The following is a 19,815-nucleotide window of genomic DNA, read 5'->3' as shown; positions in this document are numbered from 1 at the left end:
TCAGCCGAAGATTTCCAGCAGCTCGGTCTTGCCGAACATGACCGCGGCGTCGCGGGCCGACGGGGTGCCCGCGTCGGGGTCGGCGCCCGCCGCTGCGAGTTGTCGCACGATCTCGCTCTCGCCCTTGAAAACCGCCCCGGCCAGCGGAGTCTGGCCCTTGTCGTTGGCACGGTCCGGATCGGCCGACCGTTGCAGCAGCGCCGCCACGGCATCGGGGTGCCCGTGGTAGGCGGCGAGCATGAGCAGGGTGTCGCCCGCGTCGTTGGTGAGGTCGACCGGCACGCCGGCGTCCACATAGGCGGCCAACCTCGCGGTGTCTCCGCGCCGAGCGAAGTCGAACACCTTGGCGGCCAGTTCCAGCAGTTCCGGGTCGATCTCGTCGGTGCTCATCCACTCACTCCTGTCCTGGGCCGCGTGATCAGCGCGCGGCCGCCGACTTTCCGAGTTGTTCCCGCACTATGCGCAGATCGTCGACGAACGCTTCGTAGGCGGCGGTACGGTCGGGCGCGCGCAACACCGACGAGGGGTGCACGGTGGCGATCGCGCGGAAGTCGGCCGTCTCGACGACCTCGCCGCGGCGTGCGCTGACCTTGAACGCGGGACCGAGCACCGCCTGCGCCGCGATCGCGCCGAGGCACACCACCAACCGCGGACGCAGCAGATCGAGTTCGGCGTCGAGCCATGCCGAGCAGGCGACCACCTCGGTGCGGCCGGGTTGCTTGTGGATGCGCCGCTTGCCGCGCTCCACGAACTTGAAATGTTTCACCGCGTTGGTCAGGTAGACCGCGTCGCGGTCGATGCCGACCTCCGCCAGCGCCCGGTCGAGCAGCCGCCCCGCCGGACCGACGAACGGATGGCCTGCCACGTCCTCCTGATCGCCGGGCTGCTCGCCGATCAGTACCACGTCCGCGTCCTGGGGCCCCGCGCCGAACACCGTCTGCGTGGCATGGCGGTAGAGATCGCACCCGTGACAGTCGCAGGCCGCTTGCCGCAGCGCCGTCAGATCCGCGTTCTCGGGGACGTACATCGCGGCGCCGGGCGCCTTCGTCACCATCGGCCGACCTCCTCTGCCCCTCGTGCTGGTGGCGGCTTACCCGTTTCCGCGGCCCTCACGCGACAGTCGCGTATCTGCCTCCCATGTGGTGAACGAGCGGACCCGGGTCGGTATAGTCGCCGCGGATGAGTAGTGTCACCGCCACCGCCGGAACGCCGATGTCCCAGAACCGTCGACTCGCGCGCGTGCTGCGCCCGGCGCCGGTTCTCGCACTCGCGTTCTCCGCGTTCTGTCTGCTGACACCGGTCTGGCCGTTCCACAAGATCACCGGCGGGTTCATCGACCTGCAGGTCTATCGCCTCGGCGTAGACGCCATGCGGCACGGCGCCGACATGTACGGGCAATTGCCGCAGACCACCATCGGAGCGGGTCTGCCGTTCATCTACCCGCCCTTCGCCGCGCTCGCGCTCGGCCCCTTCGCAATGCTGCCCTGGGACGTCGCCGCGTTGAGCTTCTTCGTCTCGTCGGTGGCCGCGTTGGCCCTCACGCTCTATCTGGTGGCGCGGCGGGTGTGGCCGGACGAGTCGCAGCGCCGGCTGGCAGTCTGGGCCACCGCGTGCGCCACTCCGCTGGGGCTGCTGCTGGAGCCGATTCACTCCACGCTGGACTTCGGTCAGGTCAACCTGTTGCTGATGGCCCTGGTCGCCGCCGATTGCCTCACCCACAAGTCGCGCTGGCCCCGGGGCATGCTGATCGGCGTCGCCGCCGCGATCAAGCTGACGCCCGCGGCGTTCGTGCTCTACTTCCTGGTCCGGCGGGACTACCGCGCGGCCGCGACCGCCGCGGTCACCGGCGCGGCCGCCACGGCGCTCGGCTTCGCGATTCTGCCGAAGGAGTCCGTCAAGTATTGGTTCGGCGGCCTGGGCAACGTGTCCGGGCTGAGCGGTTCGGCATTCCACACGAATCAGTCGATTCAAGCGGTGTTCTCTCGTTTCGAAACGCCCGAGCCCGCGTTCACCATCATCTGGTTGGTCCTCGGCGCGTTGCTGCTCGCGCTGGTGATCACCGCCATGCGCCGAGCCGCCGACTTGCCCGCGCTCGCGCTGTCCCTCAACGCCGTCTTCACGCTGCTGGTTTCGCCGATCTCTTGGTCCCACCACTGGGTGTGGATCGCGCCCGCGTTGTTCGCCATGGTAGGTCACGCGTCCCGCCTGCCTGGTAGGCGGGCGATCGGGTGGTGGGTGACGTTCGTGGTGACCGCGGCGGTATTCGTCATCGGCCCGCACAACTGGCTGCCCGACGGCGAGCACCGGGAGACCGCGTGGACACCCTGGCAGCATTTCATCGGCAACACCTACGTCTGGTTCAGTGTGGCGCTGGTCGTGCTGTTCCTGGTCGCCAGCAGGCGGAAGGTCGTTGGCGGCGGGAGCCCCGCCCGCGAGGAACCGGCCCACACGTCCGAGGCCCCGCCCTCAGCGCTGTCGGCGCGCTGAGGAACAGCGGCGGTCTCCGTCGCGTCAGCCCATGCCGGGAGCGGACGGCGCTACGAAGAGGAAGCTCTTCTCCTCGACGCGCTGCTTGATCCGCCACTGTCCGTCCACGCGGACGAACGTGTCGTGGTACCAGAGACCGCACAGCATCATCGTCGGCGGTCCGTCGCCCCCGGACACGAGCATCGGGTTGTGACACATCGTCCGCCCGGTGGCGGTGTCACCGTCGACTTGGATGGACGAGTTGCTGATCAGGTGTTGGAAGGCCGGGAAGTTGGGCAGGACGGCGGCCAGGAACTGCTTCGTCGCCGCCAGATCGCCCACCGATCCGCCCATGGCCGAGTAGTCGATGTGCGCGTCCGGGGTGAACACCTCGTCCAGCAGGTCCCACTGTCGAGTGTCGACCGCGTGCGAATACCGCACCATCAGGTCTTCGATCTCGAGTCGATCCGAAATCTCCTGCAACGACAGCATGCCTGCCTCCCGATTGACGTCGATACCGGGTAGATGCCACCAGGATTCGGCGTGCGAGGCAAGGTCCGCGCGGTCAAGCCTTGCGCGGCAGGATGTTCAGCACGAGTGTGAGCCCAGCCACGATGCTCACACACGCCACGAGCGTGGTGAACGCCGATTGGGTGAGCGCCGCGATGCCGATCGAAAAGGCAAGGCACGTGGTCAAAGCGAGCGCGCCGGTTCCCGGTTCCACACCGGCGATGCGGGTTGGTCGGTGATCCGTCATTGCTATGTGCTACCCACCGCGGCCCGTTACGAAACCGTGATGCCGGCTGATTTTCCGCCGGGGCGTGCCAGCAGGTCAGCGCCCGATGGCGGCTCGGGCAGGATCGAGTCGTGACCGTCGCTGTGCAGACCCTCCTCGCCGAGGATGACATCCGTTCCGCCAACTCCCTTTTCCGCACGGCCATGGTGGGCTTGCCGCCGCTGACCCCTACCGCGGAGCTGTCGGAGCCCGGTCGCACGCTCGGCGCCTACATCGATGGCGAACTGATCGGCACCGCGGAGTCGTACACCAGCAGGCTGGTCGTCCCCGGCGGCGCGCGCCTGCCGCACGCGGCGGTCACCCACGTCGGAGTGCTGCCGACCCACACGCGCCGCGGGGCGCTCACCGCGTTGTTGCACCGTCAGCTCGCCGACATCGCCGAACGCGGCGAAGCGGTCGCCACGTTGCGCGCGTCGGAGGGCGCGATCTACGAACGGTTCGGCTACGGCATCGCCAGCTCGTTCGCGCGGGTGGAGTTGCAGCGCCGTCGGGCCCGGCTGCGCGACACGGTGGCGGCGTCCGGTCCGGTGCGTTTCATCGACGGCGCCGCGGCGTGGAAACTGTTGCCGCAGATCTACGCGACGGCCGACGTCGCCTGGACCGGCGCTGTCGATCGGCCCGAATACTGGTGGCGGTTGCAGGAATCGCTGAGCACGGAGCCGAACTACTGTCTGGTCCACGGCCCGGCCGGCGCCGAGGACGGGTTCGTCCGCTACCAGCCGGTCGATCCGAGGAGCTGGCTGTCCCGGCCGGAAAAACAGGTGGTGATCAACGATTTCGTCGCGACGACGCCCGCGGCGTATCGCGGGCTGATCCGCGGGCTGATGTCGATCGACCTGGTCGATACGTTCGTGTTCCCGTTCCTCGCCCTGGACAGTCCGCTGCGCCACCTGCTCACCGACGAACGCGCGGTGCGCGTGCTGTCGACCAGGGACGAGACCTGGTTGCGCCTGGTCGATGTCGGGCACGCGCTGGCGCGGCGCACCTATCGCCAGGCCGCCGCGGTCGTGGTGGAGGTGCGGGACCCGATCCTGACGGCGAACTCCGGCCGCTACCGGATCGCTGTCGACGGCGTGCGACGAGTTCGGGAGAACCCGGATCTCACCACGAGTATCTCCGATCTCGCGGCGGTCTATCTGGGCGGAACGACATGGCGCGAACTGGCTTTCGCGGGACGTGTCGACGAACATCGTCCCGGTGCGGTCGCGGACGCGGACGCGCTGTTCGCCACCGACTCGTTGCCGTTCTCGGGGACCTTCTTCTGAGCGCGAGGCAGGCGTACAGTACGTACGTACGGTTTGGTAGCGAGCCTCGGAGTGGCCTATGTGGGATCCCCAGCAGTACCTCGCCTTCGACGATCACCGGTCCCGCCCGTTCTTCGACCTGCTGAGCCGGGTCGCCGCGGCCGAACCGCGGGTGGTGGTGGACCTGGGCTGCGGTCCCGGGCATCTCACGGCGGTCTTCGCGCGGCGCTGGCCGGGCGCGATCGTGCGAGCGCTCGACTCGTCGCCGGAGATGGTCGCGGCCGCGCGAGATCGTGGCATCGATGCGACGCTCGGGACGGTACAGGAATGGCAGCCGAGCGCGGAGACCGATGTCGTGGTCTGCAACGCCGTCCTCCAATGGGTGCCAGGGCATCCGGACTTGCTGGCTCGGTGGATGCGAGAGCTTCCAACGGGCGCGTTTCTGGCCGTGCAGGTGCCCGGAAATTTCGACGCGGCCTCGCACCGGGCGATCCGCCAGGTGGCCGCTCGCGACGATTGGCGCGACAGCCTCGGACGAGCGGGCATCCTCGAGCCGAGGGCGGTGCTCGATCCCGCCGGATACGCCGACCTGCTCGCCGCCACGGGCGGGGCGGTCGATGCCTGGGAGACGACGTACCTGCAACGCTTGAGCGGAGAAGATCCGGTGCTCGAGTGGGTCACCGGCACGGCGTTGCGGCCCGTGCGCGGGGCCCTCGACGACGCGCAGTGGCAGGAATTCACAGCGCAACTCGCCCCACTGTTGCGCAACGCCTACCCTCGACGCGCCGACGGCGCCACTTGGCTGCCCTTCCGGCGAGTCTTCGCCGTCGCCCAGAAGCGATAGGCCGCAGCGGCGCTCAACGGCCGTGCTCGTGCGCGGTCGACAGCAGCCGGTCGACCCGGCTGCGCAGTTCGCTGGTCACGGCGGGCATGCCGACCGACGGTAGCTCGGCTGCCACATTGGCGGCGAGAACGCGCAATTTGGTGTTGGTTTCCTGCGACCGCACGCGCAGGATGGCGAACGCTTCGTCGGCGTCGAGGCCATAGACCAGCATGACCGCGCCTTTGGCTTGTTCGATCACCGCCCGCGCGGCTACCGGGTCGAGGTCACCGCCCGCCGTGCCGTCACCGTCGTAGCTCACATGCACGCACTACCCGTCCACGGCGGTTCGACACGCGCTTCGCGCGCGGGAACACCGGCGTTGCGGTGGCCTCGGCCCGGTGAGGGGTTGACGCGAGCCTCGGGGATCGCGATACTTCGAACGTCATAGCGATTGCGTATAACTTGTCCTGCGGAAACGCGACGGAGACAGATCAATGACGATCCATACGGCAGTCGAAGCATTTCTTCTGGCTCAGGTGGACGACCCGGTCCCCGAAGCCCCCCCGAACTCGGAAAAAATTCTCCAGCTGTTCCGGTATTTCACGTGGTTCGTGATTCTCTCCGGAGTCACCGGAATCGCCTATGCGGGTGGAAGATTCGCCTGGGAAAAATGGAACGGCGGTCCGCTCGCGTCGGCGAAAATGGTCGCGGGCGGAATGCTCGGCGGCGTCATCGCCACCAGCGCGGGGACGATCATGAATGCGCTGATCGGTTGAATCGGTCGGCCGGCGCATCCGAATCCGGCCGCCGCGGTCAGTCGGTAACCTCCAATTCGACCAATTGACCCGGCGTGAAAGACTTTTCGCGCCGATTGGTCTCGACGCCGAAGACCGCGACCACGAGGTCGCCGCCCGGCTGGACCACTCCTGCTTGGGTGAGGGTGCCGTACCCGACGATGGATTCGCCGACATGATCGGCGAGTTCCACCGCGGGAATTCGAATCGTCCTGCTCACGGGGCACCTCTATCGAGTCGAAGTGTTACTGGCTGCTGTGTCCGAGTTCGCAGGACTCGATCCTAATCCCAGAAAAGCGGCGCAGCACCCCCTGTCGCCGCCGATTCACCGCGCCGCGCCCGCACGGCGGCAAACTGCGCCGTCAGGACGGAATTCCGTGCGCCATAACGATTTACCTCATGGCCTTGACCGGTTCGTGACCAGCGCGAGCGCGTCGGCGACCTTGGCCTGGAAGTGCGGGCACTCACGGAAGTCCGCGGCGGCGCAGTCGAGAGCGTGCGTAATGGTCTCCAGCGCCGCGGTGGACTGCGCGATCCGGCTGACGAGCTGGTCGCGGTGGGCAAGCAGCAAGTCGCGGCGAGCGGAGCGGTCGGACGCCTCGGCGAAGAGCGTGGCGAGTTCCTCCAGCGACAAACCCGCCTGCTTGCCGATCAGGATCATCGCCACGGTTTCCGCATCGTCGTCGCGGTAGCGGCGACGGCCCGCCCCGTCCCGCCGCGGCGCGAGCAATCCGGCATCCTCCCAGTGCCGCAGCACATGGGTGGCCAGACCGAACCGCGCCGCGAGTTCACCGATCGGCATGTCGTCGCCCGCCATATCCGCACTCTAGGCGGCGCGGGCGGTGAGCCGCGTGTACAGCCCGATGGGCTGACGCCGCGGACGTACCGCTTCCCGCCGCACGGTCGCCGCCTCGAACGAACGGCGCAACGCGCTGAGCGCGGCCGCCGAGCGCAGGAAACGGAAGTCGTAGATCGCCACGGCGCCGCCGGGTCGCGATACCCGCGCCAGCTCGGCTATCGCGCGGTCGACCTCCGGCCACTCGTGCATGCTCAGGCTCGAAACGACCAGATCGAAGCTGTCGTCGGGGTAGGGAAGCGCGGCCACGTCACCGACCGACAGTTCCACCGCGCCGCCGGACAGCTTCGCGGCGGCGAGGTCGATCATGTGCGGGGACAGGTCGATGCCGTGCAGCCGCAGATCCGGCCGCCGAGAACCCAACTGCGCCAATAGTTCCCCCGGCCCGGTCCCCACGTCGAGCACGCACGCCCCCGATTGCGCGATTGCGTCGACGTCCGCGGCGATCCGGCGGTACAGGCCCCCGAGCAGCCGGGAAGCCCGCTGGTCGTAGCCGCGGCTCTGCTTTGCTCCGAACGTTGTCATGGTCACCTCTCCTCGTGCTGCGCTCAGCTTGCGAGTTGAGGTCGACCTGAAGTCAAGAGTTGCTTTCGGCGCCGAGTCGCCGAGGCTTGCCACCCGCATCGCGCCTCAGTGGACGACCGGCGATCGCGGGTGCGGCACAAAGCAGGTCCGATGGTGACAGTGCCGCCGCAACGGTCGATCCACGTGCGGCGGCGACTGCGACGATCTGCCTTCCTCATGTCGATTCGCGTGACACCGGGCGGGATGCCTCGCACACCGCCGATCATCGGAGCTGGAGAAAACTTCCAGCCGAGAAGCGCGGCCCCGCCGGAACGCGGCGGGGCCGCACAACAGGCGCTCTCAGATGCACCAGACGGCGCTGCCGAGCGGTATGCAGAAGACTACCGAGCCGAAAACCGGCGTCGCGGCGCCGGACGGCGTCGTTTCGGCGGTAGCGGCGGGAGCCGCGATGACGCCGAAGGAGACGGCCATTGCGGTCGCTGCGACGATTTTCGTGATTTTGGTCGACATTGTGCATCCTTTGACTCGAGTGAAACTTAACTCTGACTCACGAGATTCATGCTTCACCCATAGTCCGGTGAGCACCAGGCAAGGAAACGTCAAGTTCCCCGGCTTTACGTAACAGGACGATCACCGATGGCGCTTTTTTCGGGGTAGTGGCAGCCAACCCGGGCGAAAAACCTACCGGCGGATTCTTTTTGCCCACAATCACCGGAATTACGTGCTTCGATATGTGTTCGACTCTCCTTTGCCCAATGGAGATCTGGCTATCTCCGATCGTGTCGTGGAGTGATAGCCGTCGGCCCGATGCGTTGCCACGGCAGGCGCTGTGCGGATTGGTTCGGCGCGAGGGAGAGCCGTTCGGTAACGGTGATCGTTACGCCCTGGAAGCGGGGTGGGGCCGCCTGTTGGGCCGCGCCGCCGCATCCGCATGAAGACTTCCCACTGTTGGTGAGTTGGGCCCGAATTCGGTCGGCGCCGCGACCCTAAACTGAGGTAATGGTGCAGCCAACGCCCTGGCAGTCGGACGAAACGCGAGACGACCGGTCCGCCCGGCAGGACCGGGCGGGAAGCGGCGCCGTCGTGCCGGCGAAGGCAATTCTGGCCGCGCTGCGCGGATATTGGGGCTATGTGTGGGCCGCGGTCGGAAGCCTGGTGACGCTCGTGCTGCTGTTCCAGCCATGGCTCACCGCCGCAGGCGCCGATGGCAAGGTCAGCACCAACGCGTTCGGCCGGATGGAGATCACCACGCGGTTCCTCAACGTCTGGTCGCGATCGGCGCCTCCCGGCGCCCGGATCACCGGCTTCTGGGCGTTGCTCGCCTGTGCCGCTATCGTCATCGCGCTTTTCGCGATCGTGGTGAACCTGCGCCTTCGTATCGAGGCGCTCAATCGGCTGGCGACGCTGGCCACGTTGGTCGCCGCATTGTTCGTGGTGTTCACGGTGCTCTACATCAACAGCAAGGGCCCCGAGCTGAAGGCGATGGTCGGACGCAAGACGGATCTGGGCGGGCAGATCGGATCGTTGATGAACTGGGCGTTCGGCAACGGCAAACTCGTCGTGCCCGGTATCGGGCAGGTCGCCTACACGTCCGCGACGCTCACGCCGTGGGCGCTGCTCGCGGGCGTGACTTCGCTGGGCTCGGCGGTCGCCGCCGTCACCCAGTGGGTCCGCAACCGATCGGGCAACCTGTTCCGCCTCCCGTTGCGGATCAACGTCGTCACGTCGAAGCCGTCCGCCGAATCCGAAGACGCGGACTGACCGTCAACCCCCGCGGGGCCGAGTAGACTCGCCCGAATCACTGTGTGAGTACGCAGTCCGAGGCGGTAACGCATGGTCGGCACAGAGGTACTCATTGCCGGTGCTGGGCCGGTCGGGTTGACCGCGGCAATCGAGTTGGCCCGGCGCGGTGTCGCCTGCCGAATCGTGGACGCGCTGCCCGAGCCGCCCCGATACGCGAAGGCCGTGGGCATCCAACCGCGAACGCTCGAGGTGTTCGAAGGGTTGGGTGTCCTGCGCCGGATGCTCGACGCATCCCTCCAGTTGCGTGGCCAGCTGATGTACGTGAACGGCGCCGAGGTGGCCAGGACGGAACTCACGCTGCCCGCGGACGTCCCCTACGGGTTCATCGGGCTGCCGCAATACGTGACCGAGCGAATCCTGCGGGAGCGATTGGCCGAGACGGGCACCCGGATCGAACGCGCCACCTGGCTGACGACCTTCGAGCAGGACGACAGCGGCGTGCGCGCGGTGCTCGTCGACGCCGACGGCGAACACACCGTCGACGCGCAGTTCCTGATCGGCTGCGACGGAGCGCACAGCATCGTCCGCAAGCGGCTGGGCCTGTCCTTCGGGGGAGCGGCGTTCGCCGAGCAATACATGCTCGGCGATGTCGAACTCGACTGGTCGCTGCCCCGCGGCTACGTCATCCGCTCGACGCACCGCACCGAAGGCGTCACCGATGACCTGCTGGTGTGCATACCGTTGCCGGGACGCGGCCGGTACCGAGTGTCGATGCTGGTCCCCGACGAACTCACCACGGCGGAAACGCCCAACCCCGACCAACTCGTGCACGGATTCGAAGGCGGCCCCACGCCGCGGTTGCACCATATCCAAGCCGTCCTCGACCGCCTCGCTCCCGAGCCGGTCACCGCGTCGAAACTGCGATGGTCGTCGGTCTTCCGGATCAGTCACCGCATCGTCGATGCCTACGCGCGCGGACGGGTTTTCGTGGCAGGCGACGCAGCGCATATTCATCCGCCCACCGGCGCGCAGGGGATGAACACGGGCATTCAGGACGCGCACAATCTCGCGTGGAAGCTCGCGCTGGCGGTCAACGGCGACAGTGCACCGAAACTGCCTGTCAGCTACGACGCCGAGCGCAGGCCGGTCGGCGAAGAAGTGGTCGGACGCACCGTGCGCAGTGCGCGGGAGGGTATCGGGGCCGGGGAGCCGGACCTGGATTTCGTCATCCGGCGTGAGGCGCAACTGCTGATCGATTACCGCGACAGCCCGATCGTCGCGCGCGCGGCCCACCGCTGGCCGGGTCTGCGGGCGGGACTGCGCGCTCCCGACGCCGCCGGGTTGGTCCGCGGCGCGGTCACCTTTCCGATCCGCCTGTTCGCGCTGTTCGGACGGACCGATCACACCCTCCTGCTCTACGCCGACGACAGCGCCGGGACCGAAATCGGGGCGCTGGCCGATCTTGCCGCAGCGGCGCGCCGCCGAGCGCACCGGCGCCTGGACGTGTACCTGCTCGCCGCACCCGGAGCGCGGGTCGGCGATACGCTGCTGCCGGTCGTCCGCGACCGTGACGCCGATTTCGCGAAGGCCTACGGCGCCACCGGCGCAGCCGCGTATGTCGTGCGTCCCGACGGATACCTCGGTTACGCGGGGTGGGCGTCCGCGATCGACGATCTGACCGAGTACCTCGGCGCGACGTTCCGCTGACGGCGCCACGCCCATTGTGCGGACGAAGGACCTTCCCCCCTTGCGTGCGACCGACTCGATCGGGTACCCCGGATAACAGGAGGTGTTCGATGCCGTCCGCACACCCGTCCCCGACGCGGACAGAAGAGGTCATCGTGCCGTCGGAGTCCACCCGACTGGCCGGGGTGCTGGCTGTGCCGCCGGAGCGCACCGCGCTGATCGCCTTCGCCCATGGCAGCGGCAGCGGCAGGCGCAGTCCGCGCAACCGGTTCGTCGCCGAGGTCCTCAATCAGGCGGGATTCGCGACGATGCTGGTGGATCTGCTGACCGTCGAGGAGGAAGGCGACCGCGCCCGCGTGTTCGACATCCAGTTGCTCGCTCACCGGCTGGTCGAGGTGACGCACTGGCTGCGGACGCGGCCGGAGCTCGGTGGCCTGCCGACCGGATATTTCGGGGCGAGCACCGGCGCGGGCGCGGCACTGTGGGCGGCGACCGAACCGGGCACCGAGATCGCGGCGGTCGTCTCCCGTGGCGGTCGTCCGGATCTGGCCGGTTCGCGGTTGGGCTCGGTCCGCGCACCGACACTGCTCATCGTGGGTGGCAACGATCGATGGGTGCTGGAGATGAATCGGGAGGCGCAGTTACGGATGCCGTGCCCGAGTGAGCTGGACATCGTTCCCGGCGCGACACACCTGTTCGAGGAACCCGGTGCGCTCGAACAAGTCGCCGACTCGGCGGTAGCGTGGTTCCTCCGCCATCTCACCGTCGTGCGCCACTGAACACCACGGGGAGGTCGTCGGTTCCGGGCGCGACGCGGGTGCCGAAACCGCGGCTGATGTCTTCGATTTTGGCGCAGAGCCAACGGGATTCGGTGCGCGGGGCCCATTCCAGGCGCATGTGCCGCACCTGCAGTGGAATCAGCCGGACCTCCGCCGAACCGTGGTCCACCGCCACGAGATACAGCGGATGCAGATCGGTGTGGTACCGCTCGTGGCCGCGGATGCCTTCGTAGTCGTCGATGACGTCGCCGCACCCGTAGAGGATCGGTTTGCCACGGTAGATCTCGATCGGACGCGGATGATGCGCGGAGTGCCCGTGCACCACGTCGACTCCGGCGTCGATCAATCGGTGTGCGAACTGTGTTTCGGTTCGCGTCACGTCGTAGCCCCAGTTCGGCCCCCAATGCACGGAAACGATGCCGATGTCGTTGTCCCGCTTGTGCGCCGCCACCTCGGCGGCGACATCATCGGCCGCCGTGGCGCCGGGGGAGTAGCCCACTCGCCACAGGCCCGGCCGGTCGCGCCGTGCCGACCAGGATTCCGGAACACCGCTGGATCCGGCGGCGACCGACACGATCACCACGCGGCGGCCGTCGGCGAGTTCCACCGTGGCGGGGGCACGCGCGCCCGCGAGGTCGGCGCCCGCGCCGGCGCGGTCGATATGCGCGGCGTCGAGCGCTTCGAGGGTGTCGGCGAGCCCGGGAATTCCGAAATCGAGCACGTGATTGTTGGCCAGCGCGCAGACCACCGGTGCGATCGCGGTCAACGCGGGCACGTTGTCCGGATGCATCCGGTAATGAATGCCCTTCGCGGGAGCGAACGCGCCGTCGGCGGTGATCGACGTCTCCAGGTTGAGCAACCGCACCTCGGGATCGAGCTGGGCGAGCAGCGGCAGCACATCACCCCACAAGTGCCGGTATCCGACCGGATGAGTGAACTCGCCGTGCGCGCGCTCGGCCAGCTCCACGTAGGTTCGTGCGTCGTTGACGTACCGTTCGCGCAGCCTCGGGTCGCCGGGATGCGGCAGGATCTGGTCGACACCCCGGCCCAGCATGACGTCGCCGCCGAGCAGCACCGTCGCCATGTCACCATTGTCGATCATCGCGGCCTCGATGTGAACGCGCCGCTAATCGCGTACCGCACCCGAGTACCGGGCGTGACCCGTACTCGCCGACCTCCTGGAGTGGTCGGCTACCGAGTCGCCTGCCGGGCCATCGAAAGCAGCTGCTGCGGGTCGTCGGCGTAGACGGTGGCGATGACGTTCGCTCGCGCGGCGAGATCACGGGCGAGATCGCGGATCTCCTCCGACGCGGCCGGGTCGGCGTCGATCCCGGTCAGCAGATCGCGGGTATGGATCGCGGTAGCCTGCGCGCAGCGTCGCAGGCGTGCTTTCGCGACGGTGTCGAGCGCGGCGGGACTGAGATAGCGCTGAATGTGCTCGCCGCGGTCGGTGACCTGGTTGACGATCGGTTCGGTCGCCGCGTCGGTGAGCCAGCGTTCGGCGTCGGCCGTGATCTCGAAGACGAGATCGTGGTCTCGGATGTCGGTCGGATTGGCGGAGGTGGTCAGCAGGGCCATGCTCGCCCGTCCGATCGCGAGGAACCCGCTCATCGCGTGGGCGAGCAGGATATGCGGGTTTGCTGTCGGCAACTGGTGTAGACGTTCCCCCACGACGGTGACCCAGCAGGCGAGGTGTTCGGCTCCGGTGTCGATCGACGTCGCTGTCGGCATAGCGCGACCATACGCTGTTACCCAGGTGAGATATACGGAGAAACGCTGAAAGTTCGCCAGAAGTCGCGATTGGGCGTGCTCGCCGACCGGCCTCGCTCCGTTGCGCCGCCGCGGCAGCGCCGGAATCGGCGTTCCCGATCGTCGCGTTCATGCTGGCCTCGGGCGACGATCCCAGGGGATACGAGGGCGTGGAAAGTCTCTGCCGGAGTGGGTCATCGGGGGACGGAGGCTGGCCGTCGCGTCCGGACTTGGGCGTTAACTGTGATTGTGCCCGTGCTCGGCTTCCGAAAGGTTCGGCCGCCGTGCCGAAATCGCATTCGCACGTGCATCCGACCAGGGGTCCGGTTGACCGATGTGGCACTTCCAAGTTCGGCTACCGCTCGGATGCCGGATGCCGGATGCCGGATGCCGGATGCCGGATGCCGGATGCCGGATGCCGGATGCCGGATGCCGGATGCCGGATGCCGGATGCCGGATGACCGGTACCGGCGGCCACGGGTCCGGTGAGTGGGATACGGGTCGTGCTGCCGTCACGTGGAAGCCAGATACTAGCTGTCGAGCGCCCTTACGCGCGGAGGTGGCGCTGTGGGCCGCAGCCCCTTCGCTTCGCTGGCCTACCAGCGCACTTCCCGCTATTTGGAACTCATCCTATGTTTATAAAGAGGATAGTAGTACTCTAAACTATCTACCTGCAGTTTCAATATGTGAGATCCGGGCTTCGCGTCGCCGATGGCTCGAATCTATCCAGCGAGGGAGTGTCGCGTGCTGGAAATCGACCACTTCAGTCACGGATGGCTTACGCCCATCGTCGCCTACGTCATGTCGTTCACCGGATCATTGCTGGGACTTCGATGCGTAGCCAGATCTCGTACCGGGTCCGCACGCGACGGCTGGCTGATCGCCGCGGCGGTCGCGATCGGCGGCACCGGCATCTGGGTCATGCACTTCATCGCGATGCTCGGCTTCGCCATCGAGGGGGCGACGATCCGGTACGACGTTCCGATCACCCTGCTCAGCGCCGTGATCGCCATGGCTGTGGTGTGGATCGGACTGCGCATCGCACACCAGCGAGCGCTGGGACCGGTGGGACTGCTGGCCGGCGGCGGGGTGACCGGTCTTGGCGTCGGCGCGATGCACTACGCGGGCATGTACGCCATGAAATCCGACGCGATGATCGGCTACGACGGACGGATCGTCGCGTTGTCCATGGTGATCGCCGTCGTCGCGGCGACCGCCGCGTTGTGGTTCACGCTGCACACCCGCAGCACGCTCGTCACCGTCGGCGCGGCGGCGGTCATGGGTGTCGCGGTGTCCGGCATGCACTACACGGGCATGCTCGCGATGCACGTGCACGAAGCCGAGCACATGCACGCACCTTCCGGGGCCGGCGCGACGCAGTTGCTCACCCCGCTGATCGTGAGCATCAGCCTGGTGACGGTGCTGCTACTGCTGCACCTGGGTGTCACGGAAGTCGACGACGAGAACACCTATGTGCCGCAGGGCCGGCACGCTGCCAGCTACTGGCCGACTCGTGAGTGAACCGACCAGGTAGCGCTTTGTCGCCGGTCGGCCGAATGACGCGGTAGCCCGTTGCCCCGGCACCGCCCGGGGCGCGGCGACGTTTTCACCGCCGCGTGCGGGTACGCGCGCCAAGAGCCGGTTCGCGCGGTGGCCGGACGCTCCCAGTCGAACCAGGAGGTGGCGATGCGCATCGGGTACAAACTGGCGGCCGAGGCATTCGGTCCGAACGAGCTTGTCCGGCAAGCCGTTCGGGCGGAAGAGGCGGGTTTCGACTTCGTCGAGATCAGTGACCACTTCCATCCTTGGCTGGACAACCAGGGGCACTCGCCGTTCGCCTGGACCGTGCTCGGAACCATCGCGGCGAAGACCGAGCGGATCGAGCTCGCGACCGGAGTGACCTGCCCCATTCTGCGATACCACCCCGCGATCGTCGCGCAGGCGGCAGCCACTCTGGCGATCTTGTCCGGCAACCGCTTCACCCTCGGTGTCGGTTCTGGTGAACGTCTCAACGAGCATGTCGTCGGCCGGGAATTCCCGCCCGTACGCATCCGGCATCGCATGCTGCGCGAGGCCATCGAGATCATCCGCTTGCTCTGGAGCGGCGGCTATCACTCCTACGACGGGGAATTCCTGAGCCTTTCCGACGCACGGGTCTTCGACCTGCCCGAGACCCTCCCGCCCATCGCCGTCGCCAGCGGTGGGCTGGAGGCGGCCGGCATCGCCGCGGAACTCGGCGACGGCCTGTTCGCGACCGAGCCCGAGTCCGAAATCGTCGAGCGCTACCGCGCGTCGGGCGGCGCGGGCCCCCGATACGCGGAAGTCGGCATGGCGTGGGCGCCCGATGAGGAAACGGCGGCGAAGGCGGTGCTCGATACGACCCGCTGGGCCCTGACGGGCTGGAAGGTGATGAGCGAGTTGCCGAACCCGGTCAATTTCGCCGCGGCGACCACCACCGTCCGGCTCGAAGACGTCCTCGACAACTTCGCCTGCGGTCCGGACCCGGCCCGCTATCTCGATGCCGCCCAGCAGTACACCGATGCGGGCTTCGACCATCTCGTGATGCAGAACGCCGGTCCCGACCCCGACGGCTTCCTGGACTTCTACCGCCGTGAACTCGACAAACCTCTCCGTGCACTGACCCCGAGCGTCTGAGCGCGAAACTTCCGTCACCGACGGGCGCGCGGTCGTCGTCGCTATCTTCCGTCGCGCCGTGCACGTCGCGGGTGGGCAGCCGCTCACGCCCGCCGGCGTGCGGCGCATGTCCGCTTGTTCCGCGCGTAACGCGTTGCCCGCGACGAGGTGTTGCATTGCAACGCAAGGCGACCGCGATCAGGTCCGTCGAGTGGTCGTTCCACGGACCGTGGTGAACAGGCGCAGGCAGCGCTGGGTCATGTCCTCGGGCGTGTGGTCGGGATGGTCGCTCCACCACGAGATGGTGGTGGACACGATGCTGAACCACAGCGCCAGCAGCAGCGAGTGATCGCCGGGATCGGAGATGCCGGCATCGGCCAGAATCTCCGATACCCCTGCCGAGCCCATGCCGTTCAAGGCATCCTGATAATGCCGGGCCACCGCGAAGGCCGCACCCGGACGTGGCAGTGTGGGGTCGTAGACGATCTTCCAGTTCTGGGTGCGTCCGTCCAGTGCGTGGAAGATCCCGGTCAGTGTCGCCAGCGCCCGGTCGTGCGCACCATGCGTGGACTGGGCCGCCGCGACCGCGTCGACCAGGCTCTTCCCGGCGCGGTGCACGCAAGCCGCGTGCAGTGCGTCGCGGGAGCCGAAGTAGGCGTACACGAGCGGCTTGGACACGCCTGCGGCCGAGGCGATTTCGGCGACCGAAGCCTTGGCGTAGCCGCGTTCGCCGAATTCGGTGGTGGCGATGTCGAGGATCTGCTCTTCCCGCCGCTCGCGGGGCACGCCCTTGGTGCCCGGCCTGCTCACCGGTCCTCCCCGGTGGCCCGGTGTACGACCGGGTCGATCAGCACACCGGGATTGAGGATGCCCGCGGGATCGAGTGCCGATTTGGCCGCGCGCAGCGCCGCGGCGAAAGGTTCGGGTCGCTGGCGGTCGTACCAGGGGCGGTGGTCGCGGCCGACGGCGTGATGGTGCGTGATGGTCGCGCCGTTGCGGTGCAGGGCCTCCGACACGGCCGTCTTGATCTCGTCCCATTGCTCGACGGTCCGTCCCCACCGGCCCGCGGCGTAGATGCCGAAGTACGGCGCGGGTCCGTCCGGATAGACATGGGTGAACCGGCAGGTCGAAACACCGGTCACGCCGGCGGATCGGAACGCGTCCGTGGTCGCTTCCTGCACCGCCGCTCGCAGGGCCTCGAAACGGTCCCAGGTGCAGGCTGTTTCGAAGGTCTCGACGATCATGGATTGGGCGGCGAGCGCGTCGCGCTGGTAGGGCATGCGGAGGAACGCCGAGCGCCACGCGTCGGCCGCGCCCGTGCGCGCCGAGTCTACGGCGGAATCGGTGGTGCGGACCCCGTCCGGAATCGTGCCGCCGTGCTCGCGGCAGATCCGCACCGCACGACGCATCGGCTCGTCGACGGGATGGTCGGCGGACTCGAAGCCGAGGACGAGCACCCCGCCCGCCGCGCTGACGCCCGCGTTGATGAACGCCTCCACCGGATCCAGCAGCCGGCAGTTCGCCGGATACAACGCGGACTGGGCGATGGCGCGCGTCGCGGCCACGGCCGCGCCGTAGTCGCCGAACACCACCGACGCCCCGGACCGCCAGCGCGGACGATCCTGCAAGCGCATCCACGCTTCGGTGATGACGCCGAGGATGCCCTCCGAGCCGAGGAACATCCGATCGGGTGACGGACCCGCGCCGGACCCGGGCAGCCTGCGGGATTCGCTGATCCCGGCCGGTGTGACCACCCGTAGCGATTCGACCATGTCGTCGATGTGGGTGTAGACGGTCGCGTAGTGCCCGCCCGCCCGGGTGGCCAGCCAGCCGCCGAGCGTGGAGAACTCGAACGACTGCGGAAAGTGCCGCAGCGTCAGACCATCCGGCCGCAATGCCGCTTCCAGCGCCGGGCCGAGTATGCCCGCTTGGATTCGTGCGGCTCGGCTGGTGCGGTCGAGTTCGACGATCCGACTCAGGCGGCCGGTGTCCAGCGATACCGACCCGGCGTAGGCGTCGGCGCCGCGGAGTTCGACACCACCCACCACCGACGTTCCGCCGCCGAACGGCACCACGGCGACGCCCGCGCTCGCGCACCAGTCCAGGATGTCGAGGACGTCCTGCTCGGTCCGCGGCCGCAACACCTGGTCGGGTACGTGGTCGACGCGGCCGAGCAGATTGCGCACCACATCGCGGAATGCCTGCCCATGGCCGTGTGCGACCCGGTCGCCGAGGTCTTCGGAGGCCAAGGGGGTCAACGCGTCCGGCACCCGGACGCGTGGCGGAGGCACGCTCAACGACGTCAGGTCCGGCGCCTCGTGCACGGTCAACTCGGCTTTCGGCAGCAGTGCCGCCACGCGTTCGGTCAGGACCTTCCGCTCGGTCCCGGTGACCGCGTCCTCCCGGTTGCCCCAACCCCACCACGATTTCGTCGCCATCGCTGCGCTCCGTCCGCTGAATTGACTCGATGGTAAATTACCTGACGATCAATTGGCGGCGAATGCTCGATGTCGCGGGCGGGTCGACGCCGCGCCGCGACTTACCGGACGAGTGCGTTGTTCCGCGTGACGATCAACGGATCGCTCGGCGTGAAGGGCAGGTCGGGAAGTGCGTCCAGGGCGACGCCGAACGTCGCGGCCAGCACTTTCCTGGAATAGGCGCTCATCGAGGCGCGGTAGCCGATGTCCGCGGGCGTGGGTTGGTCGAAGAAGATCAGCAAGTGGATCTCGGGGGAGTCGACGACTTCGATGTGGTGCGGGTAGGCGCGCGGGACGAAGTACACCTCGCCTTCGCGCACGATGTAGGTGTCCAAGGTGCCGTCCGGATCCATGATCGTCATTCGCGCCGAGCCGCGATGGACGTAGCCCATTTCGGCGGTCACCGGATGCCAGTGCGGTTCACGCATGCCGTCTTCGCGCACCCGCAGCGAGTACATCGAGATGTCACGCAATGCGGGCCAGAACTGGGCGCGGGCGGTGCGCGCGGAACCGACCGGCGAGTCCACCGGGGCGGGCATCGCCTCGATCGCGAAGTGGTGCGGATCGCCGTAGCGGGCGGTGCACGGGATGTCGGGCTCGCCCTCGCGTCGCACGACGAGTTTTGCGGTGGTGTCGCGCCGGATCTTCGCGAAGTCCTCGGCGGGCAGGTCGTAGGTGTTGCCGAGCACCGAATCGGTCATCGCGCCGAGGCTCGCGCTGAATCCGAAGTCCTCCGGTCGTTCGTGGCGGAAGGCGAGGATGAACTCGGCCTCGGTATCGCCGACGTTCTCCACGTGATGCAGCGCGCCGGAGTCGATGTGGAACATCTCGCCCGCGCTCACCAGGAACGAGGAGAATCTGCTGCCGTCGTCCAAGACCGAGACCAGGGCCCGGCCCGCGGTGCAATAGGTGAGTTCGGTGGCGTTGGCGTGCCAGTGCGGTTCGCGGATCGCGCCGGGGGCGAGCGTCAGGCGTTTGATCGAGAGACCGCTGAGGATCGGGAAGCTGTCGGCGGTGAGCCGGGTGAGCGAGCCGAGTTCGCTGCGGTGGATCTGCTCACCCTTCCGTAGGGAGGCCACATGGATCGATGGTGTCTGCACGGTTGCTCCTCGCTCGCGGTCGAAGGATCGGTGTTGCGCGCTCGCGCCGGTATCGGCGCATGGCAGCTCGGGGAGACCGCGCCCCATGCGTCATAGCCGAAAGCCTTGCATAGTGATTTGCGGCACAATGAATAGTGCTGATG

General features: G+C 67.8%; 22 protein-coding genes and 1 pseudogene. 9 read left to right on the top strand and 14 right to left on the bottom strand.

Features of this window, described 5'->3' with window-relative positions; all coding sequences use genetic code 11:
* Positions 1-390 carry an ankyrin repeat domain-containing protein gene (locus ACFV2O_RS24265; protein ID WP_379253772.1) on the bottom strand — a complete coding sequence of 130 codons (390 nt, stop codon included), beginning with the start codon at positions 388-390 and terminating at the stop codon, positions 1-3.
* Between the two features lie 28 nt (positions 391-418).
* A complete protein-coding gene (locus ACFV2O_RS24260) occupies positions 419-1,054 on the bottom strand; it encodes a UdgX family uracil-DNA binding protein (RefSeq protein WP_379253771.1) in 636 nt (211 codons plus the stop codon).
* 125 nt (positions 1,055-1,179) lie between these two features.
* On the opposite strand from ACFV2O_RS24260, the gene ACFV2O_RS24255 reads away from it, so the two are divergent.
* Entirely contained in the window at positions 1,180-2,487 is a 1,308-nt protein-coding gene (locus ACFV2O_RS24255) for a glycosyltransferase 87 family protein (protein ID WP_379253770.1), read from the top strand.
* A gap of 24 nt (positions 2,488-2,511) precedes the next feature.
* Here ACFV2O_RS24255 and ACFV2O_RS24250 read toward each other — a convergent pair whose 3' ends face one another.
* Both ACFV2O_RS24250 and ACFV2O_RS24245 read right to left on the bottom strand, forming a co-directional pair.
* Positions 2,512-2,958, bottom strand: a complete 447-nt coding sequence (locus ACFV2O_RS24250; RefSeq protein ID WP_379253769.1) for a nuclear transport factor 2 family protein — start codon at positions 2,956-2,958, stop codon at positions 2,512-2,514.
* Between the two features lie 73 nt (positions 2,959-3,031).
* Entirely contained in the window at positions 3,032-3,223 is a 192-nt protein-coding gene (locus ACFV2O_RS24245) for a hypothetical protein (protein WP_355075296.1), read from the bottom strand.
* A 110-nt stretch (positions 3,224-3,333) separates the two neighbouring features.
* Between ACFV2O_RS24245 and ACFV2O_RS24240 the strand changes: the two genes are divergently transcribed.
* Both ACFV2O_RS24240 and ACFV2O_RS24235 read left to right on the top strand, forming a co-directional pair.
* Complete coding sequence (locus tag ACFV2O_RS24240; RefSeq protein WP_379253768.1) at positions 3,334-4,527, top strand: GNAT family N-acetyltransferase; 1,194 nt, start codon at positions 3,334-3,336, stop codon at positions 4,525-4,527.
* Positions 4,528-4,585: 58 nt separating this feature from the next.
* Positions 4,586-5,350 carry a trans-aconitate 2-methyltransferase gene (locus ACFV2O_RS24235; RefSeq protein WP_379253767.1) on the top strand — a complete coding sequence of 255 codons (765 nt, stop codon included), beginning with the start codon at positions 4,586-4,588 and terminating at the stop codon, positions 5,348-5,350.
* A gap of 13 nt (positions 5,351-5,363) precedes the next feature.
* On the opposite strand, the gene ACFV2O_RS24230 is transcribed toward ACFV2O_RS24235, so the two are convergent.
* Positions 5,364-5,648, bottom strand: a complete 285-nt coding sequence (locus tag ACFV2O_RS24230) for an ANTAR domain-containing protein (protein ID WP_356965735.1) — start codon at positions 5,646-5,648, stop codon at positions 5,364-5,366.
* 175 nt (positions 5,649-5,823) lie between these two features.
* Here ACFV2O_RS24230 and ACFV2O_RS24225 point away from each other — a divergent pair, with 175 nt between their 5' ends.
* Positions 5,824-6,105, top strand: a complete 282-nt coding sequence (locus ACFV2O_RS24225) for a hypothetical protein (protein WP_355075301.1) — start codon at positions 5,824-5,826, stop codon at positions 6,103-6,105.
* Positions 6,106-6,142: 37 nt separating this feature from the next.
* Here the strand turns inward: ACFV2O_RS24225 and ACFV2O_RS24220 are convergent, their stop codons facing one another.
* The 4 genes from ACFV2O_RS24220 to ACFV2O_RS24205 form a co-directional block, all read right to left on the bottom strand.
* Positions 6,143-6,343 (bottom strand): hypothetical protein, encoded by a 201-nt coding sequence (locus ACFV2O_RS24220; protein WP_157170965.1) that lies wholly within the window; start codon positions 6,341-6,343, stop codon positions 6,143-6,145.
* 177 nt (positions 6,344-6,520) lie between these two features.
* The gene (locus tag ACFV2O_RS24215; protein WP_379253766.1) at positions 6,521-6,940 is read right to left on the bottom strand and encodes a MerR family transcriptional regulator; all 420 of its coding nucleotides are present in this window, start codon (positions 6,938-6,940) and stop codon (positions 6,521-6,523) included.
* 9 nt (positions 6,941-6,949) lie between these two features.
* The gene (locus ACFV2O_RS24210) at positions 6,950-7,504 is read right to left on the bottom strand and encodes a class I SAM-dependent methyltransferase (protein ID WP_379253765.1); all 555 of its coding nucleotides are present in this window, start codon (positions 7,502-7,504) and stop codon (positions 6,950-6,952) included.
* A gap of 339 nt (positions 7,505-7,843) precedes the next feature.
* Positions 7,844-8,014, bottom strand: a complete 171-nt coding sequence (locus ACFV2O_RS24205) for a hypothetical protein (protein WP_355075308.1) — start codon at positions 8,012-8,014, stop codon at positions 7,844-7,846.
* A 489-nt stretch (positions 8,015-8,503) separates the two neighbouring features.
* Here ACFV2O_RS24205 and ACFV2O_RS24200 point away from each other — a divergent pair, with 489 nt between their 5' ends.
* From ACFV2O_RS24200 to ACFV2O_RS24190, 3 genes and pseudogenes are all read left to right on the top strand, one after another.
* Entirely contained in the window at positions 8,504-9,265 is a 762-nt protein-coding gene (locus tag ACFV2O_RS24200) for a hypothetical protein (protein ID WP_355075310.1), read from the top strand.
* A gap of 72 nt (positions 9,266-9,337) precedes the next feature.
* Positions 9,338-10,954, top strand: a complete 1,617-nt coding sequence (locus ACFV2O_RS24195) for an FAD-dependent monooxygenase (RefSeq protein ID WP_379253764.1) — start codon at positions 9,338-9,340, stop codon at positions 10,952-10,954.
* Positions 10,955-11,040: 86 nt separating this feature from the next.
* Positions 11,041-11,712: pseudogene (locus ACFV2O_RS24190) on the top strand (dienelactone hydrolase family protein); the annotation flags it as partial.
* Here the strand turns inward: ACFV2O_RS24190 and ACFV2O_RS24185 are convergent.
* On the bottom strand, positions 11,693-12,814 hold the full coding sequence (locus tag ACFV2O_RS24185) for a CapA family protein (protein ID WP_379253763.1): 1,122 nt from the start codon (positions 12,812-12,814) through the stop codon (positions 11,693-11,695). The pseudogene ACFV2O_RS24190 and the gene ACFV2O_RS24185 overlap by 20 nt on opposite strands.
* An 89-nt stretch (positions 12,815-12,903) precedes the next feature.
* Positions 12,904-13,443, bottom strand: a complete 540-nt coding sequence (locus tag ACFV2O_RS24180; RefSeq protein ID WP_355075316.1) for a hypothetical protein — start codon at positions 13,441-13,443, stop codon at positions 12,904-12,906.
* 762 nt (positions 13,444-14,205) lie between these two features.
* On the opposite strand from ACFV2O_RS24180, the gene ACFV2O_RS24175 reads away from it, so the two are divergent.
* Both ACFV2O_RS24175 and ACFV2O_RS24170 read left to right on the top strand, forming a co-directional pair.
* Complete coding sequence (locus ACFV2O_RS24175; protein ID WP_379253762.1) at positions 14,206-14,982, top strand: MHYT domain-containing protein; 777 nt, start codon at positions 14,206-14,208, stop codon at positions 14,980-14,982.
* A gap of 165 nt (positions 14,983-15,147) precedes the next feature.
* Positions 15,148-16,116 carry a TIGR03557 family F420-dependent LLM class oxidoreductase gene (locus ACFV2O_RS24170; protein WP_379253761.1) on the top strand — a complete coding sequence of 323 codons (969 nt, stop codon included), beginning with the start codon at positions 15,148-15,150 and terminating at the stop codon, positions 16,114-16,116.
* A 177-nt stretch (positions 16,117-16,293) separates the two neighbouring features.
* On the opposite strand, the gene ACFV2O_RS24165 is transcribed toward ACFV2O_RS24170, so the two are convergent.
* From ACFV2O_RS24165 to ACFV2O_RS24155, 3 genes are all read right to left on the bottom strand, one after another.
* Positions 16,294-16,905 (bottom strand): TetR/AcrR family transcriptional regulator, encoded by a 612-nt coding sequence (locus ACFV2O_RS24165; protein WP_355075322.1) that lies wholly within the window; start codon positions 16,903-16,905, stop codon positions 16,294-16,296.
* Entirely contained in the window at positions 16,902-18,533 is a 1,632-nt protein-coding gene (locus tag ACFV2O_RS24160; RefSeq protein ID WP_379253760.1) for an FAD-binding oxidoreductase, read from the bottom strand. The genes ACFV2O_RS24165 and ACFV2O_RS24160 overlap by 4 nt, the downstream gene beginning before the upstream one ends.
* Before the next feature lie 101 nt (positions 18,534-18,634).
* Positions 18,635-19,672, bottom strand: a complete 1,038-nt coding sequence (locus ACFV2O_RS24155) for a cupin domain-containing protein (protein ID WP_355075326.1) — start codon at positions 19,670-19,672, stop codon at positions 18,635-18,637.
* Between the last annotated feature and the right edge of the window lie 143 nt (positions 19,673-19,815).

It is taken from the genome of Nocardia sp. NPDC059691, from assembly GCF_042733915.1.
Taxonomy (GTDB): domain Bacteria; phylum Actinomycetota; class Actinomycetes; order Mycobacteriales; family Mycobacteriaceae; genus Nocardia; species Nocardia sichangensis.
The sequence above is the reverse complement of the archived record's forward strand: the minus strand, read 5'-3'. Positions and strand labels throughout refer to the sequence as shown.